Raw genomic sequence first — 26,314 nt, 5'->3', positions numbered from 1 at the left:
AGAAGGCACCTAAATATGCCCCTGAGCCAAGATCAGGTATTTCGTTTCCTGAAATCCGTTCACCCCTATGACGCCCTTACAGCCGATGTTGTTGAAACCCTCGTGCCCAAGTTGGATGCACGTTTGGTTTCCGCCGGAGAAGGCGTCTACGAGCTTGATGAAACTTTGCCGGGCATTTTCATCGTCTATGAAGGTGAAGTAGAGGTTGCCGACGAGAACGGTTCGATCGTTTCTCATCTCGGGTTGCGAAATACCTTCGGTGAACGCGGGTTGCTCCGCGATGGGAAGGCTGTGACATCCGCTCGCGCCGTAACCGACAGCACTCTATTGATTTTGCCCGCTGAACAGTTCCACGAACTGTTCAAAGCACAGGATCCTGTCCGTCGCTTCTTTGACCGCTCTCGACCGGATCGCCAATCCAAGCAAGACCGTCAGGATCTTGCCACGACGCAAGTTGACACATTGATGGCTACAAATCCGGTCACCTGCACGTCTACTGCGACCGTACAAGAGGCCGCCATTATTATGCGCGACAGGCGTGTTTCGTCCTTGTGTGTAACCGAGGGTGACGCGCTGTCCGGGATCCTAACCACGCGCGACATCTCGGGCAAAGTTCTGGCCGAAGCGTTGTCAGTCGACACTCCGGTGTCGCAGATTATGACCCTCAATCCCATCACGCTTGCCCCGTCCGCCATTGGGTCCGACGTTCTGCACGTGATGATGGAGCGCCGCATTGGCCATGTCCCCATCGTTGAAGGCGGTAAGCTGGTTGGCATCGTCAGCCAAACGGACCTGACACGCTTTCAGGCCGTCAGCTCGGCCGAATTGGTGCGCGAGATTGCACAGGCCAAAACGCCCGAAGAAATGCGCGACGTTACGGCCCGTATCCCGCAGCTTCTGGTCCAACTGGTCGCCGGAGGGCGCCCGCATCAGGTGGTCACACGCCTGATCACCGATATTGCCGACACCTGCACCCGCCGCCTGCTGGCACTGGGCGAGGAAAAGTTGGGCCCTGCGCCGGTGCCCTACCTTTGGGCCGCCTGCGGTTCGCAAGGCCGACAAGAGCAAACCGGTGTCTCAGATCAAGATAACTGTATGATTTTGCACGACGACGTCACCGATGCAGATCGCGATGGCTATTTCACCGAACTGGCCAATTTTGTCTGTGACGGTCTGGATGTCTGCGGCTATTTCTATTGCCCCGGTGATATGATGGCGACAAACCCACGCTGGTGTCAGCCCTTGTCAGTTTGGAAAAGCTATTTCGACGGCTGGATCGCCAAGCCAAGCCCGGAAGCACAGATGCTGGCCTCGGTTATGTTTGATCTGCGTGCGATATCCGGGGATGAAAGCCTGTTTGACGGGCTTCAGAAAGACACGCTGAAGCTGGCGGCGAAGAACTCGATCTTCGTGGCGCATATGGTGTCGAATTCGCTGAAGCATACGCCGCCTCTTGGTCTTCTGCGTGGGTTTGCCACGATCCGATCGGGCGAGCATAAGAACCAGCTGGATATGAAACATAACGGTGTCGTGCCCATCGTCGATCTCGGCCGCGTTTATGCGCTTCAGAGCGAACTGAAAGAAGCGAACACTCGCGCTCGGCTCGAGGCCGCGATCCACGCCGGTGGCCTCAGCCAATCAGGCGGGCAGGATCTGTTGGATGCCTATGACCTGATTGCCGACACACGGCTGGAACATCAGGTCGCCGAAGTCAAAGCCGGTGGAAAACCGGACAATTATCTGTCGCCCTCGGACTTGTCCGAGTTTGAACGCAGCCACTTGCGCGATGCCTTTGTCGTGGTGAAATCCATGCAAAGTGCCATCGGGCATGGGCGCGGCATGCTGGGTTAAGACAGGTCAAAATAGGCCGGAATGGGCCAAATCGGGTAGGGAGGAAACGTAATGTTCTATGAGATGGTTGCCACATTGGTATCAGGCTTTGCAGGCGCGGGTGTGGTGCTGCTTCTGAACAAGATCAGCGGCGGGCGGCTGCCGAAATGGGCGATGCCCGTTGGCGCAGGCCTTGCCATGATCATCACCACCATCGCCAACGAGTACGCGTGGTATGAGCGTACTCGTGCGACCCTTCCGGAGGGAATGGAGGTCGTTCAAACGGTCGAAAACAAAGCGATGTATCGCCCGTGGACCTATGTAAAACCCTTTACCGAGCGGTTCATTGCGCTGGATGAAGCGTCCCTGCGGACCCATGAGGCACGCCCCGCCATGCGTCTGGTTGACGTTTACTTCTTCGGCCGCTGGTCGGCGCCGGAAAAGATGGTGATGCTAACCGACTGCGACGCGGGCAAACGTGCTCCGTTGATCGATGGCGTTTCGTTTGATGCCGATGGTGAGATTAGCGGAGTCGATTGGTTCGCGCCGGGTGAGGGGGATTCGCTGGTCACGGCAATCTGTAAACTGGAGGTATAGAAATGCAAATCCTGACGAAGCTGTCTTTGCGCTTTCGGGTATTCCTGTTTTTCGCTTTTTTGGCCGTAGCCGCAGTGCTGTTGGTCATAGCGGCGCTTTTGGTTGGCGCAAATCGCGCCACACCGGAAGACATCACGTCGGGCTTTGTATTCGCGGGGGTTCTGTCCAGCTTCGGTCTACTGGCCTTGGTTGCCGGGGTTTGGTTTCTTTTCGACGAGAACGTCGCACGCCCGATCGAGCGTTTGGCGTCGGGATTGCGGTCGCGGGCTCATGCTGGAAGTGGCGGCGTAGACACCCATAGCGCACGCTTCTTGGGCGATCTGGCCCCAGCGGCGGAAGCTGTTTCTGAGCAGCTGATGAAATCCACAATGGATCAGGCCAGCATCGTCGCGGCCGAGACCCAAAGACTGTCTGCCGACAAGAACCGACTAACGGCGCTTCTGTCCGAAATCCCGGTGGCGATGGTGCTGATCAACCCCGCTCACCAGATCGTGCTATATGACAAACAGGCAGCCGCTGTGTTGTCCCAGGTCAGCCCGGCACGTCTGAACGCCTCGATCTTTGACTACTTCCAGAAAACTCCGTTTTTGGCGGCCTATGACAAAATGATCTCGTCCGGATTGGAGCAGAGCTTTACTGACCTCTCCGCGTCCAATGGGCTAGAGTTTGATGCACGCCTAAAGCCGCTTGCACCGGGCGAAGGTTATCTTCTGATGATCGACGAAGCTCATACCACCATCGCGCCCGACGAAGGCCGCCCGGTCGTGTTCGACTTCGATTTGATGGAAGGGCAGGCCACAGATGATCTGATGGAGATGAGCCTGCGCGATCTGACCTATGTGGTGTTCGACACGGAAACCACAGGGCTTTTGCCGCACAAAGACGAAATCGTACAGATCGGTGCTGTGCGCGTGGTGAAGGAAAAAATCGTTCCCGGCGAGGTGATCAACCAACTTGTTGACCCTGAAATGCCGATCCCGCCGGCCTCGACAAAAGTACACAAGGTCTCGGACATGATGGTGGCCGGGCAACCGACTATTCGCGAAGCAGGCAAGACCCTGCATGATTTCTCGCGCGGGGCTGTTTTAGTGGCGCACAATGCGCCGTTCGATATGGCCTTCCTGCGCCGTCATGCCGAAGATTGCGGTGTCGACTGGACCCACCCCGTTCTGGACACGGTTCTTCTGTCTGCGGTTCTATACGGCACGACCGAGGTGCACACGCTGGACGCGCTCTGTGACCGTCTTGGCGTGGTGATCCCGCCCGAACTGCGCCACACGGCACTTGGCGATGCCCATGCCACCGCCGAGGTTCTTTGCAAGATGCTGGCGATGCTGCATTCCAAGGGGATCGAGACGCTGGGCGGTGCAATTGCCGAGGCGAAAAAGCACAAGCGTTTGCTGGAAGACTTGAACTGATCAGCGCATGGAGCGCTGTGAAAAAGGTTGAGGCGTTTGCGCTAACTGGCTAGTGATTTCTGCACAAGTCAGGAGGTCGCGATGAAACGCTCTCGGGTCAATGCACTTATCGAAGATGCGCGCGCGCTATTTGAGCGCCACGGCGCGGTTCTTCCCCCGTTTTCCGATTGGTCACCAGATGCATTTGTGGCGCAACGTGACGCGGCTGCACATGTGATTGATGCGCGCTGCGGCTGGGATGTCACGGATTATGGCGCAGGTGACTTTGACCGGTTGGGATTGTTCCTGTTCACGCTACGCAACGGGCGCTTGGAGGATCTGACGACAGGTCGGGGGATGTGCTACGCCGAGAAGCTACTAATCTCTCGTCAGGATCAGCTTTCCCCTATGCATACCCATGTGCTGAAGGCCGAAGACATCATTAATCGCGGCGGTGCAACGTTGGTGGTCGAGCTTTTTGGATCAGATGATGCGGGTGGGTTTGCCGAAGATCGTGGTGGCGTCGTGATGTGTGATGGGGTCAAACGCGCCTATCTCCCGGGTGAAAAACTACGACTAGCGCCCGGGGAAAGTGTCACGCTTATGCCTGGGGATTGGCATGCGTTCTGGGGCGAAGGCGGCGACGTTCTGATTGGTGAGGTATCGACCGTCAATGACGATGAAACCGACAACATCTTCCGTGACCCCATAGGGCGGTTTTCGACTATTGAAGATGATGTGGCGCCGGGCCACCTATTGGTCAGCGACTACCCGCAGTATCTGTCATAAGTGTTCCCGGTTTTACGGGCGACGGCTTTCGTCCGCCCCCATGCGCCGTTCCAGCCACCGCACCCCAGCCGAGATAATCAGGACCAGTATCAGGTATTCCAAGATCAACAGCGTGTAGATCTCGAGCGGGCGATATTCTGTCACCACCAGTTCGTTCGCGCGCCGGGTCAGTTCCTGCATCCCGATGACGGACGCAAAGGCAGACATTTTCACGATATAAATGAACTGGTTGGCCAAGGGCGGCAGGATGCGCCGCACCGCTTGCGGCAGGATGACATAGCGCATGGCCTTAGCGCGGCTCAGCCCGATGGTCTGGGCAGCTTCATCTTGCCCACGAGGGACGGCTTGGATGCCCGCGCGGAAGATTTCGGCGGTGAAGGCACTGTCTGACAGCGCTAAGGTGATCACCGCACCCCAAAATGGGTCGATCGAAATGTTGATCCCCATCCCGCGCATCACGACGGGAAGGCCATAGAAGACCCAGAACAGCATCGGCAGCAGCGGGATCGCCCGGATGAATTCGACGTAAACCCGGTTGGGAAGCCGCAACCAACGGTTCTGCGCGAACGCGGGAAGCGCCACCAGAAGCCCGATGATGATCGAGGCGACTGCCGCCAGAACCGAGATCTGGATGGTCGAGGTGAAGCCCCGGATCAGGAAGCGGATATTGGTCCAACCGTTGTCTGTTGTCGGGTCAATGACATACCAGCCCCATGTGCCGGGTGCGGCCGAACAGGCGGTGAGAAGCAAAAGCGAAGACAGCAGGGCGATTGTTCGAAAAGTCATATCGGCCCCTCAGTGTTTCAGGATTTTATCAAGGAAAAGTGCAAAACGTTCAGATTTCGGAGCGTTAAAGACCTGCTCAGGCGCACCGATTTCGACGATCTCACCTGCGTCCATAAAGGCAATCCGATCCGCGACACGGCGGGCGAAGCCCATTTCATGCGTTACGCAGATCATGGTCATGCCATCGGCGGCTAGATCCTCCATGACCTCCAAAACTTCGGCGATCATCTCAGGGTCCAGCGCGGATGTGGGTTCGTCAAACAGCATCAGTTTGGGTTCCATGCACAAGGCGCGGGCGATGGCGACGCGTTGTTGTTGGCCCCCAGACAGTTGCGCGGGGCGTTTGTCAGCCTGTTCTGGGATACGAACCCGTTCCAGATATGCACGTGCACGGTCTTCGGCCTCGGCCCGGGATAGGCCAAGCGCTTTCACCGGGCCAAGTGTCAAATTGTCTAGAACTGATAGGTGCGGAAATAGGTTAAAGCTTTGAAATACCATGCCTATGTCGCCGGGGCGTTGCGCATCCATCGTCCCGCCCTGCAGTTGGATATCGCCCTCTTGATGTGTTTCCAATCCGGCCAACAAACGCACGACCGTTGACTTCCCGGACCCAGATGGTCCGCAGATGACCAGCTTCTCGCCTACATCAACCGCAATCGAGATATCGCGCAACACCTGAAAGTCGTCATACCACTTAGAGACGCCTGTCATCTGAACGGCGGTGTTGGGTTGTTTTATGTTCTGCACTTGTTCCACACGCCGTTTTTTGTTCAACTCATCGTGACCTGTGATCCATTCCGGATACGATCCCGTAACCTATATGAATGAAAACTCGTATTTATAACCACCAAAAGGACAAGGTGTGATGAACTTTTTGAGAACTCTCGGTGCAGGGCTGCTGGCTTTAACAACACTGACCGGCGCCGCATCGGCACAATCCGCGTTGAGCGAAATCCTTTCGGGCGGTGTTCTGAAGGTGGGGACAACAGGCGATTGGAACCCTATGTCTGTGCGCGATCCGGCGACCGAGGGCTATAAAGGATATGACATCGACGTCATGACAGAGCTGGCCAAAGACCTTGAGGTCGAACTGGAGTTCGTGCCGACCGATTGGAAAACGCTGGTGAATGGTATTGTCGCTGGGAACTATCACATGACGGGGTCTGCCTCGATCTCGCCCTCGCGGATGAAGGTTGCTGGGTATTCTGATCCGTATATCTCGGTCCAGATTATGCCGTTTACGACGAACGACAAGCTCGAGGGCTTTGATGGCTGGGATGCGATCAATAAGCCTGAAGTGAAAGTGGCGACCACGCTGGGCACTTCATTCGAGAAGATGGTGAAAGAGTGGTTCCCGGATGCAGATATCAAAGTCGTCGAAGCCCCCGCGCGTGGCTATCAGGAAGTGCTATCGGGCCGGGCGGATGTGTTCATCACCTCGAACATCGAAGGGGCGACGTTGACACAGAAATTCCCGCAAGTGACAGCCGTTCCGGTGGCAGCCCCGCGCGCGCCGACCCCAATCGCGATGCTTCTGCCGCAGAACGATCAAGTGTGGATCAACTATGTAAACAGCTGGATCCAGCTGAAGCAGGAAAAAGGCTTCTTCGACGAGACCGCCGCGAAATGGGGCCTGCAGTAAACGGGCGTTCATAAATCAAGAAAGGCCGGGAGATCCCGGCCTTTTTTATCGAAGCGGTGCTGTTTGGTACAGTTTCACTTTGGTCCCGCCGTGGTCGATCGGAGGGCCGGGGGGCAGAAATGGTAGGCCCGTCGCCTTTGCCAACCCGCCATCCGAAGTAATGATCGCCACGCGCCACCCTTTGAACCGCTCCAGAAACACTTTACCCATCGTGCCGTAGAGCGCGAAGAGCAGTTTCTTGTTGCCGATCCGCGCCCCGTAAGGCGGGTTCACGATAATCAGGCCAGGTTCGGTGTCGGGACGTTCAATGTCGCTAATCGATGCCTCGGTGAACTGACATGCCGCCGCCACACCAGCACTTTCGGCGTTCTTTCGGCTGTTGGCAATGGCACCGGCATTCCGGTCGGATCCGAAAAATCGAACATTTTCTGGCAAGGCCGGAGCGTTCGAGTCTTTCAAACTCTCAAAGGCCTTGGCATCAAAATTTGCAAGTTTTTCAAAGGAAAAACTGCGATCACGACCCGGCAGAAGACCCGCGGCCATCTCTGCCGCCTCAATCAGGAAAGTGCCTGATCCGCACATTGGGTCCAAAACGGGTGCTTCCCCGTCAAAGCCCGCAGCTTTCAGGAACAGAGCGGCCAAGTTCTCGCGCATGGGCGCCTTGCCGGTTGCGGTTTTGTGCCCGCGTTTGTGCAGGCTTTCGCCTGAGCTGTCCAAACTGATGGTCACAAGGTTGTCGTCGATCCGAACCTTGATCACCAGCGCTGCATCTTTGCTGATCGGCGCACCCAGAGTTTCGGTAATCGCGCGTTCAACCCGTTGAGCCGCACCTTTGTGGTGATAGATTTTCGAGCGCTTGCAGACGGCTTCGACCCGTACGGGTTCGTCTACGCGTAGAACGTCGCCCCACGGAAACTTGCGCGCGCGTTTGTCAAGCTGTGCCATGTGGAACGCGCGAAATTCACCCAGTCGGACAAGTACGCGGGTCGCGCCGCGCAAGGTCAAGTTGGCGCGCCAGACCTCGGACCAATTTCCGCGCGTGGTGACGCCGCCGGGGCTGACTGTTGGCATAGGAAAGCCAGCAGCGCGGGCCTCGTCCGCCAAGACCGGCTCTAGACCGGGTGGGGCGACAAGGAAAATCTCAAGATCATCGGTATTCATGGGGCCTTCTAGCTCAAAGGTCGCGGAGCGGCGAGCGAAATGCGCAGACCGCTCACCCAAGCTCGTCCGTTGGGATAAGCGGGAAGAACTGTCCGTCGGACCAGACGCCAAACCATGATGCGCCGCCGTGATCTTCGGCCACGCCTTGTTCAATCAACCGATAGAAGGTCTTGCGATCAATCAACGCCTCAAGACCGGCGCGGACCTCGACATAGGGGCAGGGGGTTTCGAACGTGCAACCCAGCCGCAGGGGGTGATCCGGGCCAGCGGTCACACTGTCGCCTACATGCGTGGTGAAGGTTAGTCGCTGATCCCGCCCGTCATCGGTCACAGTCATGTCTGTGGCCACAAAGGGCGCGTCTTCGACCGTGACGCCCCATTTTTCGACCGGCGTGACAAGGAAATACTTCCCGTCTTCAAGCTTCAGGATGGATGAAAACAACCGCACCAGACCTTCGCGCCTGATTTCGCCGCCTTCGTGAAACCAAGTACCATCGCGCGCAATTCGAATGTCAATTTCGCCGCTGTATTCCGGGGTCCAAAGATGCACAGGAGGTAATGATGTTCCGGCCTCATGTCCGATGGCTTTCGACACGGCGTCGGCGTCAAAGGGCCGAGTTTCCGCTGATTTTCCGGAGCTTGGCGAATTTGTCATTTGGTCCCCATCTGAATCTGGCCTTTAATGTACTTAGTATTCACGCAAAGGAATTGCCATGCAGAACGAGGATCTACTGAGTGATGTCGAGGCCCTTGGTGCCAAACTTGCCGAGGCGCGCAAGATGGTGGGTCGCAAAATCATGGGCCAGGATCGGGTCGTGGATCTGACACTCGCGGCCGTTTTGGCCGGTGGCCATGCTTTGTTGATCGGCCTGCCCGGACTGGGAAAAACGCGGTTGGTCGAAACGTTGGGCACGGTCATGGGACTGCATGATGGACGTATCCAGTTTACGCCGGACTTGATGCCATCTGACATTTTGGGCGCGGAAGTTTTGGAAGAAAGCGACACAGGTGCACGATCTTTCCGTTTCATCAAAGGTCCGGTGTTTTGCGAACTTCTGCTGGCGGACGAGATCAACCGCGCCAGCCCGCGTACCCAGTCGGCGTTGCTTCAAGCGATGCAGGAGCACGAAGTTTCGATCGCGGGTCAGACCCATAATTTGGGCGAAGTGTTCCACGTGCTGGCCACGCAAAACCCATTAGAGCAAGAGGGCACCTATCCTCTGCCCGAGGCGCAGCTGGACCGGTTTCTGGTGCAGATTGATGTGGATTATCCGGATCGCGACGCGGAACGGGATATCCTGCTGGCGACCACGGGGACAGAGGATGCAAGCGTGTCTCCTATCTTTAGCCGGGCCGAGCTGATCGCCGCACAGACGCTGTTGCGCCGGATGCCCGTGGGTGAAAGCGTGGTCGAGGCCATTTTGGATTTGGTCCGCGCCTGTCGCCCTGATGATCCCAGCGCCCCGCAGATCATACGAGATAATGTCAGCTGGGGGCCAGGCCCACGCGCCACACAGGCTTTGATGCTTTTGGCACGGGCGCGGGCGCTGCTGGATGGGCGTTTGGCGCCGGGGATTGACGATATTCATGCACTTGCGGCTCCGGTTCTCAGTCATCGCATGGCCTTGGGCTATGCTGCGCGGGCCGAAGGACTGACAGTGTCTGACGTCATCGGACAAACGGTTGCGTCTGTGTTGCAAACCGAGGCCGCGGCGTGATGTCCGGCAGCGCCCCTATCCAGCTTCGGTCCCGTGCCGAAGCCTTGGCGGCGCGACTTCCGCCGTTACTTGTGGCGGCGCAACACTTGGCGCAATCGGTTGAGATGGGCGAGCATGGGCGGCGACAATCCGGGCAGGGCGAGGCGTTCTGGCAATATCGCCGCGCGCAGCCGGGTGATCCGTCTCACCGCATAGATTGGCGTCGTTCGGCGCGATCCGACCGGCACTATGTGCAGGAAAAGGAATGGCAGGCAGCGCATTCGGTTCAGATCTGGGTGGATCCGTCCGCGTCGCTGGCGTTTTCGTCGGACCCCAAGCTGCCTGAAAAGGGTGACCAAGCACGGATCATCGCGCTTGCGCTGGCATCTCTTTTGCTGCGTGGCGGGGAACGTGTCGGTCTTCTGGGCGGTGCGCAAGCGCCAAGGCGCGGGCAGATGACGCTGTCACGTATGGCGGACCAGATGTTGCGGGCGGATGCGCCCTTGAAAGATGCTTTTGCTGTCCCTCGGGCGCGACAGGTGGTGTTTTCGGATTTTCTGGCTCCTCTACAGGCCACCCGCGATTTCGTACAGGCGGCACAGGATCGAGGCCAGCAAGGCGTTCTGTTCCAAGTGCTTGACCCAATGGAAGAGGTGTTCCCGTTTCATGGCCGCGTGCTGTTTCAGGATGTCGGCGGCGCGCTCAGCCACGACACGCGCGAGGCGGCGGATCTGCGCGATCGCTATTTGGACAGATTGGCGCGGCGCAAATCCGAACTTTCCGAGATCGCCAAACGCGCAGGATGGCGCTTTCATAGCTATCACACTCAAGACCCGGCCAGTGCGGCGCTGCTTTGGCTGTGGAACGCCATTGGAGGACCAATCCGGTGAGTGTGTTTGGCATAGGTTTCGCGGCGCCATGGTTGCTGTTCGGGCTTCTTGTTCTGCCAGTGATCTGGTGGCTCTTGCGTGCCGTACCACCAGCGCCCCGCAAACAGGTTTTTCCGGCGGTCACGTTGCTGTTGGGGCTGGAAGACAAGACGGCTCAGGCAGATCGTACCCCGTGGTGGCTTCTACTTTTACGACTTCTGGCGGTGGCCGCGATGATCATCGGATTTGCCGGGCCAGTGCTTAATCCGGATGACAGGTCGGGCAGGTCTGGCCGGCTTTTGATCTTTGTTGATGACTATTGGCCTGCCGCATCGGACTGGCCCCAGCGAGTGCAAGTGATCGAGGCCAGACTTGAGCAGGCACAGGCTGCAGCACGTCCCGTAGCAATTGTTATGGCAAGCTCCATTGGGCGGACCAAGGTCGATCAAAGCGTCATTTGGCAAGCTGCGGATGCATGGCGATCCTCGTTGCCGGGGCTGACGCCGGTGGCGTGGGATGCTGAATATTCTGGGAGTGAAGATTGGCCACAGTCGTTGGGACGCACAGATGTTTGGTGGGTATCTGACGGTGTTCAACGGGTCGGTCGCCCTGAACTGATTTCACATTTCGAACAAATTGGTCAGCTCGAAGTTTCCGAGCCAGCCTCGGCCCGGTTTGGCCTTTTACCCGCTACCTTGGACGGAGGAGATTTGGTTCTTACGGTTTTGAGTTCCGGTCCCAGCCCCTCTACTCCGCTGACCATAGACGCGCTTGGCCCTGACCCGGAAGGGGTCGAACGCGTATTGTTATCTGCCCCAGTGGCGTTTGAAGTCGGGGCCAACCGGGCCGAGCTTCGGCTAATTGTCCCAAGCGAATTGCGCAATCGGATTGATCGCATTCAGATAACCGATCATCGGGCTGCAGGGGCCGTTACCCTTGCCGATGACAGCCTGCGCCGTCGCAAGGTAGCGCTGTTGAACACAGTGGGTGAACGTGAAGGGTTAGAGCTTCTGTCGCCGCTTCATTACCTGCGCGAGGCGTTGGCGAACACTGCAGAAACGGTCGAGCTGCCCGCGTTAACAGAACTGATCAAGGCGGGCCCTGATGTTGTGATCCTGCCGGACGTGGCGACGTTTTCGGACACCGATCGCGAGGCTCTAATCGGATGGATTGAACAAGGCGGTCTTCTTTTACGTTTCGCAGGACCGCAATTGGCCGCTGCGGATATAGGACAGGGTGTAGAGGACGCGTTGCTGCCCGTGCGGTTGCGTGCCGGTGGCCGTGTGGTTGGCGGCGCGATGAGCTGGGGTGACCCGCGAGCGCTGGCTTCGTTCCCGGACAACTCGCCTTTCTTTGGCTTGCCCGTTCCGGATGATGTGCAGGTCGAGGCGCAGATCCTGGCTCAGCCCGGCCCGGATCTGGCCGAACGTACCATTGCCACCCTGACTGACGGCACGCCCATCGTGACCCGCCGTGCGCTGGGCGCAGGGCAGGTGGTGTTGTTCCATATATCGGCCAATGCGGATTGGTCGTCTTTGCCGTTCTCGGGGCTCTTTGTGCAGATGCTGGAGCGTTTAGCCGTGTCGTCACAGGGCAGTGCGCGTGAAGGGATCACTCTGGAAGGAACCACTTGGGTGGCGACACATGTTTTAGACGGATTCGGGCAGGTGTCGCCGCAAGATGCTAGGGCAGGTGTGCCGGGGCCGAAATTGGCGGACCCTGCCGGCCCCGATCTTGCGCCGGGGCTATATGCAGATGGGGATCGGGTGCAGGCAGTGAATGTGCTGCGTGCGGACAGTGTGCTGGAGCGCGCCGAATGGCCTGCGCATATTACGCCGCGCTGGCAGACCGAGGATACCCGGCAAGAGTTCGGTCCGTGGCTATTGGCGCTGGCGCTTGTGTTAGGAGCTTTGGATGTTCTGCTGACGCTTTGGTTGGCCGGTCGCCTTTTGCCAGCCGCGCGGCGGGTCGCGACGGGCGCGTTCGTTGGGCTTTCCCTGATCTCCATACCGCATTTGGCTGACGCACAGACTGACACCCCGCCCAATGTGCTGGATGCGGCGAGCATTGTCACATTGGCCTATGTGAAAAGCGGAGATCCTGTTGTGGATCAGGTGGCGCAAGCTGGATTGCTGGGCCTGTCCGATCAGCTGTACCTGCGCACTTCGGTCGAACCCGCACGCCCTGTGGGGGTGGATGTCGAGGTCGATGACCTCTCCGTCTATCCGATGCTATATTGGCCTCTGACCGATACGACGCCCATTCCAAGTCCCGATGCGATCCTGCACCTGAAGCGCTATCTTGCGGCTGGTGGGCTGATCCTGTTTGACACCCGCGATGGGGGAACAGGCGCGGGCTCGGCAGTAAGCCGCCGTTTGCGTGCCGTTGCGTTGCCTTTGAATCTTCCGCTTTTGGATCAGGTGCCACATGATCACGTGCTGACCCGCAGCTTTTACTTGCTGCAAGAGTTTCCGGGCCGCAATCGTGGCCCCGTCTGGGCTGAAGCTCCGCCTCCTGACGCTGAACGCGCCGAGGGGATGCCTTTTCGTAATCTTAATGATGGCGTGACGCCCGTAATCGTCGGTGGGAATGACTGGGCCGGCGCCTGGGCCATCCGCGAGGATGGGCGTCCGATGTTCCCGGTGGGACGTGGGCAGGCGGGTGAACGTCAGCGTGAAATGGCCGTGCGGTTTGGGATCAATCTGGTGATGCATGTGCTGACCGGTAACTACAAATCCGATCAGGTTCATGTTCCAGCGTTGTTGGAAAGGTTGGGGGAATGAGTGCGATGTCGCTTCAGTTCGCGCCCGGTCTGCCGTGGACGGTGATCGCCCTATTGGCGGTGCTGGTTTGCGCGTCGCTTTCCGTGGCCTTGTGGCGTGGGCTGTCCGGCTGGGCGTTGCGGTTCGTCGCTGCGCTGATCCTTCTTGCGGCACTGTGTGGGCCATCACTTCAACAGGAAGAACGCGATCCGTTGAGGGATATTCTGTTGGTGCTTGAGGATGACAGCCCCTCGCAATTCTTGTCGGACCGCCCAGCACAGAATTTGCAGGCGCAAGAGGGACTGATGTCGCAGATCGCTGCTCGTTCCACGGTCGAGCCTATATGGCGGCGCTTGTCAGAGCTTGCGCCTGAAGGCGACGGCGCCGGTGACGGAACACGTCTTATGACCGCCCTGAAGAAAGCTGTGGCCGAGCTTCCTGCGAACCGTCTGGCGGGTGTTGTGCTGATCACGGATGGGGTTGTGCATGATCTGCAGAACGCGCCCGGATTACCTGTGCCCGTGCATGCGATGATCTCGGGTCGTGACCGTGATTGGGATCGTCGGGTCAGTGTCACGGATGCTCCTGCTTTTGCAATATTGGGCGAGGAAATCGAGTTGCGTCTGAAGGTCGAGACCTTTGGCGCCGCCCCTGATGCGCTTCCCCCGGCATTTCTTTCTGTGTCTCATGACGGCGAACCAATTGCAGACGTGCCAGTGGCCGAGGGGGCGGACATCGTATTGCCGCTGACGTTGGAGCACGCGGGCCGGAACCTGATCCATGTGACCCTTCCGATGGAAGAGGGCGAGCTGACCGGCCGCAATAATGAGGTAGTGATCGAACTGAATGGCGTGCGCGACCGCCTACAAGTGCTACTGATCTCAGGCACGCCACATCCCGGGACGCGCACATGGCGCAATCTGCTGAAATCCGACAGCGCGGTGGATCTTGTGCATTTCACAATTCTGCGCCCACCTGACAAGCAAGATGGTGTGCCGGTGAATGAACTCAGCCTGATTGCCTTCCCAACGCAGGAATTATTCATCGATAAGATCGACGAGTTCGATCTGATCATCTTCGACCGCTACCAGCTGCGGGGCATTCTGCCCGGCGGATATTTGACGAGCGTGCGCGACTATGTGCAACGGGGCGGGGCAGTGCTGATCGCGGCGGGGCCATCGCTGGCAAGTGCTGACAGTATCGCCCGCACGGGGCTTGCCGATATTCTACCAGCCACCCCAACAGGGCGCTTATTCGAGGAACCGTACAAACCAGTCGTCTCTGAAGACGGTCAACGCCATCCGGTGACCCGAGCATTGTCGCAGCACGCACCAGAGGGGGGCTGGGGGCCATGGATGCGGCATGTCGAAGTCGTTCCCATGCGGGGGCATGTCATCCTGTCAGCGGCAGATGATGCTCCGCTTCTGATGGTGGACCGCAGTGACGAGGGACGGGTGGCGTTGTTGGCATCAGACCATGCTTGGCTTTGGGCACGCGGGCATCAGGGCGGTGGACCGCAGTTAGAGCTGTTGCGTCGGCTGGCGCATTGGCTGATGCGCGAACCCGAGCTGGAAGAAGAGGCGTTGTCCGCTGTTGCAACGGACGAGGGGCTTTTGATCCGGCGCAGCACGATGCAGTCTGAACTGCCCGACGTAACAGTCACCCTCCCTGCAGGAGAAGGCATGACCGCAGTGCTGTCCCCAAGCGAGCCCGGCGTGTTTGAAACCACGTTCGCGACCGATGCCACCGGGCTTTTCCACGTGGAGCAGGGCGATTTGTCTACGGTCGTAGTCCGAGGCGCGGCGACCTCGGTGGAGTTCAGCAATCCACTGGCGCGACGTGATTTGATCCAGCCTGTCTTGGCCACAAGCCGCGGAGCCGCCATGCGGATTGGAGACGGCCTGCCCAGCTTGCGGGCCGTGCGTGCAGGGCAGCCCGCATCCGGGCGCGGTTGGCTGGGATACACTCCGCGCGAGGCCTATGTCACCACAGCGATCCGTTTGCGCCCCTTGGCGCCTCCTGCCCTGTTTCTTGTGCTGGCGGCCCTTGCTTTGGTGGCGGCTTGGTTGATTGAAGGGCGAGGTGCCAAAAACCGCGTGTCGTAACCTGAAGAAAGCAGCTTGCATCACCTTCCGAAAATTGGTTATATTTTTTTACCAATTTTATTTTGGGGGATGCCCATGCAGATGCCAGAACCGAACTCCAGCATTCTGTCGCGCAAAGATCACATCGTTGCGCGGCTGCAATCTGTGTTGCCCGTCGGGGCTGTGGTGCATGACCCGATCCAGACCCGTGCCTATGAATGTGATGCGCTGACAGCCTATAAATGCCCGCCACTTTGTGCGGTGCTGCCGGCCTCGACCGACGAAGTGTCGGCGGTGATGCGCATCTGCTCTGAAGAAGGCGTGCCTGTCGTGCCGCGTGGGGCAGGGACGTCGCTTGCGGGTGGCGCATTGCCCACTGCAGACAGTGTGATCCTTGGCGTCGCGCGTCTGAATGACGTGTTAGAGACCGACTATGACAACCGGTTCATCCGAGTGCAGTCTGGCCGCACCAATCTGTCAGTGACAGGTGCCGTCGAAGAGGACGGGTTCTTCTATGCCCCCGATCCATCGTCGCAATTGGCCTGTGCGATTGCCGGGAATATTGCGATGAACTCGGGCGGCGCGCATTGCTTGAAATACGGTGTGACCACCAACAACCTGTTGGGCGTGACCATGGTCATGGCCGATGGAGAAGTGGTCGAGATCGGAGGCGCGCATTTGGATGCGGGCGGGCTGGACCTGTTGGGATTGATCTGCGGATCCGAAGGCCAGCTTGGCATCGTGACTGAAGCGACCTTGCGTATCCTCGCCAAGCCCGAGGGCGCGCGCCCTGTGCTGGTAGGGTTTGACAGCAACGAGGTCGCGGGCCATTGCGTGTCCGACATCATCAAATCCGGCATCCTGCCCGTCGCGATCGAGTTTATGGATCGCCCCTGTATACGCGCGACCGAAGCGTTTGCCGGTGCGGGCTATCCCGATTGCGAAGCGCTGTTGATTATCGAGGTCGAAGGATCGGACACCGAGATCGACGATCAGCTTTCGCGCATTGTGAAGATCGCCAAGCGTCACAACCCGGTCGAAGTCCGCGAAAGCAACTCGGCCGAGGAAAGCGCGAAAATCTGGCTGGGGCGCAAGTCGGCCTTTGGTGCGATGGGGCAGATCAACGATTACATGTGCCTCGACGGGACGATCCCTGTGTCCGAGCTCCCCTTGGTGCTGCGCCGCATCAGTGAGATGAGCAAAGACTATGGGTTGGACGTGGGCAACGTGTTCCACGCGGGCGATGGCAACATGCACCCTCTGATCCTGTTTGATGCCAACAAACCCGGCGATCTTGAGAAATGCGAGGCGCTGGGCGCGGATATTCTGCGGCTTTGCGTCGAGGTGGGCGGCTGTCTGACAGGTGAACACGGTGTTGGCGTTGAGAAGCGCGACCTGATGACGTCGCAGTACAACGATGGTGATCTGGAAGTTCAGCTTCAGGTGAAAGATGTGTTTGATCCGGGCTGGCTTTTAAATCCAGCCAAAGTGTTCCCCCTAAATGTCACCGAAACCCGACGAGTTGGATAGCGGCTCTGCCCCATGGCTTGATCAGCGCCCACCCCGAGATATTGAGACCAGAAAATGAGCAATACTCCGACAAGTGAACAAGACCTGTCCGATCTGATCCAAGCGGCAAATGGGCCGATCCGGATTGTCGGCGGCGGGACGCGTGATATTGGCGCGCCTGTGGACGGCACGCCTGTTCCCACGACGGGGCTGTCGGGCGTGACGCTGTACGAGCCGGGCGCGCTGACGCTGGTGGCGCAAAGTGGAACGCCACTGGCAGAGATCGACGAGCTCTTGTCCAAAGAAGGCCAGCGGCTGGCATTTGAGCCGGGTGACCTTCGAGGGCTTCTGGGCACAAAAGGCGCGTCGACCATTGGCGGTGTGGTGGCTACCAATGCGTCGGGACCGCGACGGATCCAGGTCGGTGCCGCGCGAGATTTCTGTCTTGGCGTACGGTTTGTCGATGGTGCTGGGCGCGTGCTGAAGAACGGCGGCCGGGTCATGAAGAACGTGACGGGCTATGATCTGGTTAAGCTCATGGCAGGCAGTTGGGGCACGCTGGGCTTGATGACCGAAGTGAGCCTGAAGGTAATGGCCATTCCTGAAGCTGAGATCACACTCGTAGGCGAAGGCCAAACGGCTGAGCAGGCGGTGGAGAGCCTTTCGGCGGCGTTGGGATCACCTTTCGATGTAACAGGGGCCGCGTTTGCCGACGGAAAGACCTTCGTGCGGATCGAGGGGCTTGAGGCGTCGGTGTCCTATCGCGCGGCAGAGTTGGCCAAGGGCGTGCTGGCAGGGTTTGAACCGGTTGCGGGGGCGGGGTCGTCGGATGTCTGGACGCAGATCCGGGATGTCAGCGGATTTGCAGGGCTTGAGGGCGCGGTTTGGCGCGTCTCGGTCAAACCATCGGATGGTCCGCGACTGGTGGCAGCACTTGAAGATCTTTCTCCGCGAGCGATTTACGATTGGGGTGGCGGGCTGGTTTGGCTGCATGTTGCTGATCAAGCTGATGCCGGTGCCACGCGTGTGCGGGCCGAGTTGGAAAAACTTGGCGGTCACGCGACTTTGGTACGTGCCCCTGCGGATGTGCGCGCGACTGTTCCCGTGTTCCAACCAGAACCAGCTCCCATCGCCGCCCTGACCGCAGGGCTTCGCCAGAAATTCGACCCGCGCGGGATCCTCAATCCCGGCCTGATGGGAGCCTAAGCCATGCAGACCCATTTCACGCCCGAGCAGTTGAAAGACCCCGCCATCGAACGCGCGAACGAGATCTTACGGTCTTGTGTGCATTGCGGGTTTTGCACGGCGACTTGTCCCAGCTATCAGGTGCTGGGGGACGAATTGGACAGCCCACGGGGGCGGATTTATCTGATCAAGGATATGCTTGAAGCTGGGCGGCCTGCCGACAAGAAAACGGTCGAGCATGTGGATAAATGTCTGTCCTGTTTGGCCTGCATGTCGACCTGCCCATCGGGCGTGCATTACATGCATCTGATCGACCATGCCCGTGCGCATATCGAAAAGACCTATAAGCGCCCGCTGTTTGACCGCCTGCTGCGTTGGACGCTGGCGCAGGTGATCCCCTATCCGGGCCGCTTCCGGCTGGCGATGCAAGGCGCGCGACTGGCGCGACCCTTGCGCAAATTTATGCCCGATCCCCGGCTTGAAGCGATGCTGGAAATGGCCCCTCCGAAGCTGCCGCGCAAATCCGCAAATGACGCGCCGCAGGTCTTCCCGGCGAAAGGCGACCGCAAGAAACGTGTCGCGCTGCTGACAGGTTGCGCGCAAAAGGCGCTGGATACGGACATCAACGATGCAACGATCCGTCTGCTGACCCGCTTGGGCTGTGAAGTTGTTGTGGCCAAGGGTATGGGCTGCTGCGGAGCTTTGACCCATCACATGGGCAAAGAAGATCAAAGCCACGCGCAGGCGGCGGCCAATATCAACGCGTGGATGCGCGAAAAGCGCGGCGAGGGGCTGGACGCGATTGTCATCAATACCTCGGGCTGCGGCACAACTGTGAAGGATTACGGTTTCATGTTCCGCAATGACGCTCTGGCCGAAGATGCGGCAGCGGTATCGGACATGGCGATGGATATCAGCGAGCTGTTGATGACGTTGGATCTGCCCGAGGCACAGATGGAGCTGAGGGTCGCCTATCACTCGGCTTGCAGCCTTCAGCACGGGCAGCAGGTGAAAACCCACCCGAAAACGCTGTTGAAACAGGCTGGGTTCGAGGTGGTCGAGCCTGCCGACCCTCATCTCTGCTGTGGTTCGGCGGGGACGTATAACCTGATGCAGCCCGAGATCTCGAAAGAGCTGAAGAAGCGCAAAGTGGTTAATCTGGAGGCCAAGTCGCCCCAGATAATCGCGGCGGGAAACATCGGATGTATGATGCAAATTGGGTCGGGCACCGGCATTCCTGTGGTGCACACGGTCGAGCTGTTGGACTGGGCCACTGGCGGGCCAAAGCCTCGCAAATTGTCGCCGCAGCTTTAAAATACCATTTGCCTGTCCTCTTTTTCGCCGTAAACATATGTGAGAGGGTGGAGAAACCGCCCCATAAAGGCAGTAGAGCATGAAGCGTATTTTGGCACTTTTGGTCGCCGCACTGTGGCTGGCCGGACCGTTGGGGGCATCTGACCCTTCGCCTTTGCGCACCCTGATGACCGGGGATGACAGCAAGGGCTGGGAAGGCGTTGGACGTCTGAACATAGGTGGCGGAAGCTTCTGTACCGGGTCTTTGATTGACGAGAACCTTGTCCTGACAGCGGCACATTGCCTGTATGACCGCGACAGCGGAGAACGGTTCAAGCTTTCTGAAATCGAATTCCTAGCCGGATGGCGTGGTGGACGTGCATCGGCATATCGCGGGGTGCGACGCGCGGTTGTGCACCCGGATTTCAAGTTTACGCCATCTGAAAACCCAACACGCGTGGCCAGAGATCTGGCGCTTTTGGAGCTGGATAAGCCCATTCGCAATATGTCGGTCAAACCATTCAAGACATTCTCGCGGCCGCGCAAGGGGGCCGAGGTCGGCGTGGTTTCCTATGCCCATGATCGAACGGAAAGCCCGGCGCTTCAGGAAACCTGTAAGGTGCTGGCCCGTCAGGGCGGTGCGCTGGTACTGAGTTGCACGGTGGATTTCGGATCGTCCGGTGCGCCGGTCTTTGTTCTTGAAGGCGGCGAGCCGCGCATCGTTTCTGTGATCTCGGCCAAGGCGATGGTGCGCGATATTCCGGTGTCATTGGGAACCGATCTGGAAACGCCACTTGCGGAAATGTACGAGATGCTGGCGACGGATGACGGAGTGTTCACACGTGTCGAAACCGTGCGGACCCCCAAGGTGCGCCAAGTAGGCACTGGCGCGGCTGGCCCCGGAGGGGCCAAGTTCGTGCGTCCCTGATCTCTTAGCTCCATGAAACATGTTTTTGCCTTTCTGACCCTATTTTTGCTGACGACCCAGCTGGCCCTTGCGCAGGAGGGCGGATCCCTTAAACGTCTGACCCTTCGCAGTGATCTGTTGGGGTTCGAAGCGGTTGGGCGACTGGACATGCCCGGGGGGTTCTGTTCAGGCGCGCTGATTTCCAGTGATCTGGTCCTGACCGCGGCCCATTGCATCGAGGATGCGGTGGCGAAAGGATCTCTCGACGGGGTGACGTTCTTTGCAGGGCTGCGGGACGGTGAATTCGTGGAAACCAGTGCCGCGAAGCTGGCTGTAATTCATCCAAACTATGACACGGGGCCAAATCCGGGCTTTCGCAACATCCAATATGACGTCGGTCTGGTGGTTCTGAAGTCACCCATTCCGACGGCGACCGCCGCCCCGTTTGCGGTTGAGGCACTTTCCCGAAATGAACAAGAGATCTCGGTCGTCAGCTATGCGCGCGGTCGGGCCGATGCATTGTCGCGCGAGGCGCGCTGTTCGGTAATTGACCGCGACAGTGATCTGATCGTGTTTGATTGCGATATCTGGTTCGGATCTTCAGGCGCGCCGGTGTTCAATACCTCCGGGCGGCGTCCGCGGATCGTGTCCGTGGTATCTGCCGTAACCAAATACCGGGGGCAGAAAGCTGGGCTTGGCATGATGCTGCCCGCACGTCTGGCCGAAGTAAAACAGGCGCTTCGCGCGGGACGGGGTGTGGTCGGCGGATCAGAAGTAAACTCGCGGCGCATCGGTGTCGGAGACCGTGACAATTCCGGGGCCCGTTTCGTCAAACCCTGAGGGGCTTGAACAGGCCAAATCCAGACATATCTTTGTTCTACGGATGCCGCCGGGCGGGTCCGTGAACTGCCTGTCCCAATGGGGAAGGCCCCACATATGTCGCTTTGTGAAAGGACACCCAATGCGTAATTTTGATATGTCGCCGCTTTACCGTGCCACCGTTGGCTTTGACCAGATTGCCGACCTGATGGACCGAGTTCTGACCAATGACGTCAGCCGCGACAGCTATCCCCCGTATAACATTGAGAAAACAGACGAAGATGCTTGGCGCATCTCGGTCGCCGTGGCTGGTTTCACCGAAGACGAACTGTCGGTCGAGCTGCGCGACAAGGCGCTGTTTGTCTCGGCCAAGAAGGCCAGCGAAGAAGAACGCACTTATCTGCACCGTGGCATTGCCACTCGCGCATTTGAGCGTCGCTTCCATTTGGCCGATCATGTCCGCGTCTCGGGTGCGGTCCACGAAAACGGAATGCTGCACATTGACCTGCTGCGCGAAGTGCCCGAAGCACTGAAACCGCGCCGGATCGAGATTGCTGGCAAGCATGACGTCGAAGCCAAGGCCATCGAGGCCTGATCCGACGGATCCGATTTAACGAAGGGCGCGGGGTTTTCCGCGCCCTTTTGCTTTATGCGGGTTGGCGTCGCTCTTGTTCCAGCAACCAGAAACTGGCCGCCATGATTATTGCCGTGCCGATCCACATGGAGCCGGTGGGCAGGAAGCCAAACACTACGAACCCCAGCACCACGTTGAACACCAGTTTCATGTGATCAAACGGCTGCAAGAAGGCTGCATCCGCCAGCGAGTATGCTCGTGCCAGAACGTGTTGGGCAAAGGCCGTCAGAAGACCCGCCCCCACCACCAACCAGATCGCGTTTGAGGGCAGGGTGAACCCGGTCCCAAGTGCCAACCCCGCGTTGATCGGACTGAGGAGCAGCAGCAGATAGATGGTGATCGTTTCCGTACTGTCGCGATGGGTCAGGAACTTCGTCACGACTGAACTTGACGCCCAGAGCGCCGCCGCGCCCACGGGCAGCAGGGCGGCCAGCTCGAAGCGATCCGACCACGGCTCGAGTATGATCGCGCCGCCGATGATGCCCAATAGGACCGCACCCCAACGATGGACCGAGACGTGCTCGCGCAGCACCAGCCCCGCACCCAACGTCACAAAGAACGGTGACAGTAGGATCAACGCAATCGCCTGCCAGATTGGCACATGTGCCAGACCGAGCGTCCAAAGCTGCACGCCACCCGCCGCCAAGGCGACGCGCAGAACGTGCAACCAGACTTGCCCGGTTTTCATCACCGCCGCGCGGTGGCGAAACACCCATGGCAGGTAAAAGCCAAGCGCAATCAGGTATTGCCAGAAGGTAACGGCAGGGGCAGATGCGCCCTTGCCCATGGTTGCCGATTGCAACCCGGTATTGACCAGCGCAAACGTCGCGCCCGCCAGAACCATAAGCCCCGCCGCTTTGACGGGTTGAGTAAGATAAATTGACTGAGTCATGCGAGATGTCCTTTCTTCCTTACGCAATGACCCAAGGCAGAAGGACAGGGCACACGGATCCCGTGCACCCCAACCCATTCTCTTCCATCCGGACTGTAACCGTCGGCTCTGGAGTTGCACCAGATCTGCTGTCACCCCTCGAAAGAGGCCGCTCGCGGGCTTTGTTTTTTACGCGGCTCAACGGCCTCGCAATTCAAACTAAGTGTGTTTGATTTGCGAGACAAACAGATGTGACTCCGCAAAAAAACTTACCGCCGGTGGGGAATTCCACCCCGCCCTGAGAATGTCACCGCCCCGGCTGGGGCAGCGATGGGAAAGTAGGGTGGGGGAAGGGGAGGGTCAAGTCTCATGGTGTACTCATCAAGTGAGGCTTGCTTGGAAATCAACAATAGGTATCTGTATTGTAAGAGAACTGGTCGTTCGGAAATAGGTTCTAGTTGGGTCACAGAAATTGAGCACGAGTTCAAACGAGAACCGGTGGCAGCGGGACACAGTGGTCGGCATGGTCGTTGTTTGGATTTCCCTTCCGCTGATAGTGCTGGACTTGTTTCGAGTGATTGAACCTTTCAGCATCGATTTCCTGTTGAACGTGCTGGGCACATCACCGCGATGGAGCATGATCCTCACCGTTCTTGTGTATCCCTTTGGCGTTGCAACGGTGATTGAGTTGCTATGGCCAAGACGAGGGAGCAAAACAGAACAGTCTGATCCCCGATAGTAGAAGAAGCCAAGTGTATGAGACTGAAATTAATTGGATTTACGTTGTCGCAATACCGATGATTGCGCTCGGCATCATCATGTACAAGGGAACTGTCGATCAACAGACTCTCTTCCCACTAAAAAGAGACGCGTTCAGCTACGGGCTCGTTTTGTCAGGGGCAATGATCGTTTTCAGCGCACTTGTTTTTGATGCGAAGAGCATTGCAACCGCTTGGCTGCTAAACGTGGTTGTGCTGTTGTTCGTATCTTACGCAGCGGTCGATACGTCTCGATTTGATGGACTATCTGACTTTTTGGTTGACGCTGGCCTTAAGTTCTACGGACATATGATATTCCTAGGCTATGTAATCAGGATTGCCTTTTACTTCGACAAGTCAGAATAAAAAACGGAGGGTCGCCCCTCCGTTTTCATGTCCATCCTGTAGGCCCAATCAGACCGACATGCAGATGTATTTCATCTCGAGGAAATCCTCGATCCCGTGGCGCGAGCCTTCGCGGCCAAGGCCCGACTGTTTCACGCCGCCGAACGGCGCGGTCTCGGTCGAGATGATGCCGGTGTTCACGCCGACGATGCCGTATTCCAGCGCCTCGGCCACTTTGTAAACGCGGCTTAGGTTGTTGGCGTAGAAATAGGACGCCAGACCGAAGATCGTGTCATTCGCCTGCTGGATCACGTCGTCTTCGTCCTTGAACTTGAACAGCGGTGCCATCGGGCCAAAGGTCTCGTCCGTGGCGACGTCCATCTCACGCGTGGCGTTCTTGATGATGGTCGGCTCATAGAACAGACCGCCCATCTCGTGCTCTTTGCCGCCAAGGATCACTTCGCCCCCTTTCGAGGTCGCGTCGGCTACGTGCTCGCGCACCTTGTCCACGGCGCTGTCCGAGATCAGAGGGCCAAGCGCGATGCCTTCGTTCAGACCGTCACCGACAGGCAGGGCGGATACGGCTTTGGCGAAACGTGCGGCGAAATCGTCATAGACGCCTTCCTGCACATAGATCCGGTTGGCACAAACGCAGGTCTGGCCGTTGTTGCGGAATTTACAGGCAATCGCGCCTTCGACGGCAGCGTCCAGATCGGCGTCGTCGAACACGATGAAGGGTGCGTTACCGCCCAGCTCCATCGAGCATTTCAGAACCTGATCAGCGGCCTGACGCAGCAGGATACGACCGACATTGGTCGAGCCGGTGAAGGTCAGTTTGCGCACCAGCGGGTTCTCGCAGAACTCTTTCCCGATGTCCGAGCTGCGCGAGCTGGGTACGATATTGAAGACGCCAGCGGGCACGCCAGCACGTTCGGCCAGAACGGCCAGAGCAGTTGCCGACAGCGGGGTTTCGGCTGCCGGACGGCCCACAAAACCACAACCAGCTGCAACAGCGGGGCCGCATTTGCGGGTGATCATCGCGTTGGGGAAGTTCCACGGCGTGATCGACGCAACAACCCCGATCGGCTGACGGATCACCATCAGGCGTTTGTCGGGCTGGTGGCCGGGGATGGTCTCGCCATAGATGCGTTTGGCTTCTTCGCCGAACCATTCGATGAAGCTTGCGCCATAGGCGATCTCGCCCATGGCTTCTGGCAGGGGCTTGCCCATTTCAGCCGTCAAGATGGTGGCCAGATCGTCCTGATTTTCCATCATCAGGTTGAACCATTTGCGCATAATGTTGGCGCGGTCCTTAGCGGTGCGCTTGGCCCATTCACGGCCAGCCTTATCGGCGGCTTCAATGGCCACAGCCACTTCTTCGCGGGTCAGATCTGCCACTTGAGCGATCACATCGCCGCGCGCGGGGTTAGTTACGTCGAAAGTGGCGCCATCCTTGGCATCCACCCATTCACCGTTCACGTAGGCGCGGGTCTCGACCAGCGAGGGGTCTTTCAGAAGCTTCTTCAGCTCGGTGGCATTGGCGGCCATGGTCATCTCTCCCAATTCCGGTGCCGACTGGGTGTTTGACCCGGTCGGGGATGTCTAGATGTTAACATGTTAAGTGGTTTTGGCGCAAGCGCGCCGGTCCTCTTGGAATCGGACATACCGCATCCACGCTCGGAATTCATCCCGATTGGATACATTTTTTTGATCATTTTTTGGAGGGTTGCGCGGGCTTCTATCTGCCCGCGCATGATTCTTCGAAGAATCTGGGAAATTGCCGCAAAAATGAGCGGCCCATACTTCACTGGTGTTTGGATCAGCGCCCGAAATCTTCCAATCCGCGATGGTCGATCTCGGCCAGAACGGTCTTCATCATTTCCACATCTGCACCCGAGGCCTGGATCAAGATGCGTCCGTCTACGATGCCCGACAATTCACCATCTTGGTTGAGGTATTTCAGGCGCCCAACGCGTTCCAATTTCATACCCATCAGGCTGGCATTAGCCATCATGCCAGACAGCGCGCCCACCATAGGATTGTCTGCCATAATGGTGATCGTGAAGCTGTCATTGTCGTTGCTATAGGTCGCTTCGGACCCCGATCCACCACCAAAGATCGCCATTCCAGAAGCAACCTCGTTCGAGACCTCGCGGGTCCATCCGTCAGGTGCTTCGGGCAGGAATTTCGCCAAGTCCGCAGTCTTCATTGCTTGCATCAGTTGCTTGGCAAACTCCAACTCTTCCAGCGCATAGGACAAGTCGCCTTCCTCGTATGCGCTGAGGGCGGATTGAAGCGTGTCTGTTACTTCGTCCGCATGGGCAAATCCCGGGGTCAGAAGCGTGGCAGTAAGCGCCAATGCGCGAAAATAGGACATAC

General features: G+C 58.3%; 23 protein-coding genes and 1 riboswitch. Of the genes, 16 read left to right on the top strand and 7 right to left on the bottom strand.

The annotated features are described in order from the left end of the window. Positions 1–15 precede the first annotated feature (15 nt). The 4 genes from ACP15F_RS10195 (at position 16) to ACP15F_RS10180 (ending at position 4,613) form a co-directional block, all read left to right on the top strand. Complete coding sequence (locus ACP15F_RS10195; RefSeq protein ID WP_424940685.1) at positions 16–1,851, top strand: putative nucleotidyltransferase substrate binding domain-containing protein; 1,836 nt, start codon at positions 16–18, stop codon at positions 1,849–1,851. A 51-nt stretch (positions 1,852–1,902) separates the two neighbouring features. Then, positions 1,903–2,427 carry a hypothetical protein gene (locus tag ACP15F_RS10190; RefSeq protein ID WP_424940684.1) on the top strand — a complete coding sequence of 175 codons (525 nt, stop codon included), beginning with the start codon at positions 1,903–1,905 and terminating at the stop codon, positions 2,425–2,427. Between the two features lie 2 nt (positions 2,428–2,429). Then, entirely contained in the window at positions 2,430–3,845 is a 1,416-nt protein-coding gene (locus tag ACP15F_RS10185) for an exonuclease domain-containing protein (RefSeq protein ID WP_424940683.1), read from the top strand. Positions 3,846–3,926: 81 nt separating this feature from the next. Beyond that, positions 3,927–4,613 (top strand): D-lyxose/D-mannose family sugar isomerase, encoded by a 687-nt coding sequence (locus ACP15F_RS10180; RefSeq protein WP_424940682.1) that lies wholly within the window; start codon positions 3,927–3,929, stop codon positions 4,611–4,613. Positions 4,614–4,625: 12 nt separating this feature from the next. On the opposite strand, the gene ACP15F_RS10175 is transcribed toward ACP15F_RS10180, so the two are convergent. After that, positions 4,626–5,399, bottom strand: a complete 774-nt coding sequence (locus ACP15F_RS10175; RefSeq protein ID WP_424940681.1) for an amino acid ABC transporter permease — start codon at positions 5,397–5,399, stop codon at positions 4,626–4,628. 9 nt (positions 5,400–5,408) lie between these two features. Then, positions 5,409–6,110: an amino acid ABC transporter ATP-binding protein gene (locus ACP15F_RS10170; protein WP_424940680.1), complete on the bottom strand. Its 702-nt coding sequence runs from the start codon at positions 6,108–6,110 to the stop codon at positions 5,409–5,411. Positions 6,111–6,264: 154 nt separating this feature from the next. Between ACP15F_RS10170 and ACP15F_RS10165 the strand changes: the two genes are divergently transcribed. Beyond that, the gene (locus tag ACP15F_RS10165; protein WP_424940679.1) at positions 6,265–7,041 is read left to right on the top strand and encodes a transporter substrate-binding domain-containing protein; all 777 of its coding nucleotides are present in this window, start codon (positions 6,265–6,267) and stop codon (positions 7,039–7,041) included. 45 nt (positions 7,042–7,086) lie between these two features. On the opposite strand, the gene ACP15F_RS10160 is transcribed toward ACP15F_RS10165, so the two are convergent. Both ACP15F_RS10160 and ACP15F_RS10155 read right to left on the bottom strand, forming a co-directional pair. Next, positions 7,087–8,202, bottom strand: coding sequence for a THUMP domain-containing class I SAM-dependent RNA methyltransferase (locus ACP15F_RS10160; protein WP_424940678.1), 1,116 nt, complete (start codon positions 8,200–8,202; stop codon positions 7,087–7,089). Positions 8,203–8,254: 52 nt separating this feature from the next. Further along, complete coding sequence (locus tag ACP15F_RS10155; protein ID WP_424940677.1) at positions 8,255–8,857, bottom strand: DUF1285 domain-containing protein; 603 nt, start codon at positions 8,855–8,857, stop codon at positions 8,255–8,257. Positions 8,858–8,915: 58 nt separating this feature from the next. On the opposite strand from ACP15F_RS10155, the gene ACP15F_RS10150 reads away from it, so the two are divergent. From ACP15F_RS10150 to ACP15F_RS10105, 10 genes are all read left to right on the top strand, one after another. After that, positions 8,916–9,920, top strand: a complete 1,005-nt coding sequence (locus tag ACP15F_RS10150) for an AAA family ATPase (RefSeq protein WP_424940676.1) — start codon at positions 8,916–8,918, stop codon at positions 9,918–9,920. Continuing rightward, positions 9,920–10,789, top strand: coding sequence for a DUF58 domain-containing protein (locus ACP15F_RS10145; RefSeq protein WP_424940675.1), 870 nt, complete (start codon positions 9,920–9,922; stop codon positions 10,787–10,789). The genes ACP15F_RS10150 and ACP15F_RS10145 overlap by 1 nt, the downstream gene beginning before the upstream one ends. After that, positions 10,786–13,551, top strand: coding sequence for a DUF4159 domain-containing protein (locus ACP15F_RS10140; protein WP_424940674.1), 2,766 nt, complete (start codon positions 10,786–10,788; stop codon positions 13,549–13,551). Before ACP15F_RS10145 ends, ACP15F_RS10140 begins: the two co-directional genes overlap by 4 nt. After that, positions 13,548–15,635 carry a DUF7408 domain-containing protein gene (locus ACP15F_RS10135; RefSeq protein ID WP_424940673.1) on the top strand — a complete coding sequence of 696 codons (2,088 nt, stop codon included), beginning with the start codon at positions 13,548–13,550 and terminating at the stop codon, positions 15,633–15,635. The genes ACP15F_RS10140 and ACP15F_RS10135 overlap by 4 nt, the downstream gene beginning before the upstream one ends. Positions 15,636–15,710: 75 nt before the next feature. Then, on the top strand, positions 15,711–17,144 hold the full coding sequence (locus ACP15F_RS10130; RefSeq protein ID WP_424940672.1) for an FAD-linked oxidase C-terminal domain-containing protein: 1,434 nt from the start codon (positions 15,711–15,713) through the stop codon (positions 17,142–17,144). 54 nt (positions 17,145–17,198) lie between these two features. Next, the gene (gene glcE, locus ACP15F_RS10125; RefSeq protein ID WP_424940671.1) at positions 17,199–18,329 is read left to right on the top strand and encodes a glycolate oxidase subunit GlcE; all 1,131 of its coding nucleotides are present in this window, start codon (positions 17,199–17,201) and stop codon (positions 18,327–18,329) included. Positions 18,330–18,332: 3 nt separating this feature from the next. Further along, a complete protein-coding gene (gene glcF, locus ACP15F_RS10120) occupies positions 18,333–19,622 on the top strand; it encodes a glycolate oxidase subunit GlcF (RefSeq protein ID WP_424940670.1) in 1,290 nt (429 codons plus the stop codon). A gap of 79 nt (positions 19,623–19,701) precedes the next feature. Next, positions 19,702–20,529 (top strand): trypsin-like serine peptidase, encoded by an 828-nt coding sequence (locus tag ACP15F_RS10115; protein WP_424940669.1) that lies wholly within the window; start codon positions 19,702–19,704, stop codon positions 20,527–20,529. Between the two features lie 12 nt (positions 20,530–20,541). Then, complete coding sequence (locus ACP15F_RS10110; RefSeq protein ID WP_424940668.1) at positions 20,542–21,348, top strand: trypsin-like serine peptidase; 807 nt, start codon at positions 20,542–20,544, stop codon at positions 21,346–21,348. A 121-nt stretch (positions 21,349–21,469) separates the two neighbouring features. After that, a complete protein-coding gene (locus ACP15F_RS10105) occupies positions 21,470–21,922 on the top strand; it encodes an Hsp20 family protein (protein ID WP_424940667.1) in 453 nt (150 codons plus the stop codon). Positions 21,923–21,974: 52 nt separating this feature from the next. Here the strand turns inward: ACP15F_RS10105 and ACP15F_RS10100 are convergent, their stop codons facing one another. Then, positions 21,975–22,853, bottom strand: a complete 879-nt coding sequence (locus ACP15F_RS10100; RefSeq protein ID WP_424940666.1) for a DMT family transporter — start codon at positions 22,851–22,853, stop codon at positions 21,975–21,977. A gap of 72 nt (positions 22,854–22,925) precedes the next feature. After that, positions 22,926–23,142, bottom strand: a riboswitch (FMN riboswitch). Positions 23,143–23,584: 442 nt separating this feature from the next. Here ACP15F_RS10100 and ACP15F_RS10095 point away from each other — a divergent pair. After that, the gene (locus tag ACP15F_RS10095; protein WP_424940665.1) at positions 23,585–23,956 is read left to right on the top strand and encodes a hypothetical protein; all 372 of its coding nucleotides are present in this window, start codon (positions 23,585–23,587) and stop codon (positions 23,954–23,956) included. Between the two features lie 48 nt (positions 23,957–24,004). Here ACP15F_RS10095 and ACP15F_RS10090 read toward each other — a convergent pair whose 3' ends face one another. Both ACP15F_RS10090 and ACP15F_RS10085 read right to left on the bottom strand, forming a co-directional pair. Continuing rightward, positions 24,005–25,483 carry an NAD-dependent succinate-semialdehyde dehydrogenase gene (locus ACP15F_RS10090; RefSeq protein ID WP_424940664.1) on the bottom strand — a complete coding sequence of 493 codons (1,479 nt, stop codon included), beginning with the start codon at positions 25,481–25,483 and terminating at the stop codon, positions 24,005–24,007. Between the two features lie 271 nt (positions 25,484–25,754). Continuing rightward, positions 25,755–26,312 carry a hypothetical protein gene (locus ACP15F_RS10085; protein WP_424940663.1) on the bottom strand — a complete coding sequence of 186 codons (558 nt, stop codon included), beginning with the start codon at positions 26,310–26,312 and terminating at the stop codon, positions 25,755–25,757. Positions 26,313–26,314 lie beyond the last annotated feature (2 nt).

Source organism: Aliiroseovarius sp. S253 (assembly GCF_049800855.1).
Lineage (GTDB): Bacteria > Pseudomonadota > Alphaproteobacteria > Rhodobacterales > Rhodobacteraceae > Aliiroseovarius.
Note: the sequence above shows the minus strand (reverse complement) of the source record. Positions and strands in the feature narration are given on the sequence as shown.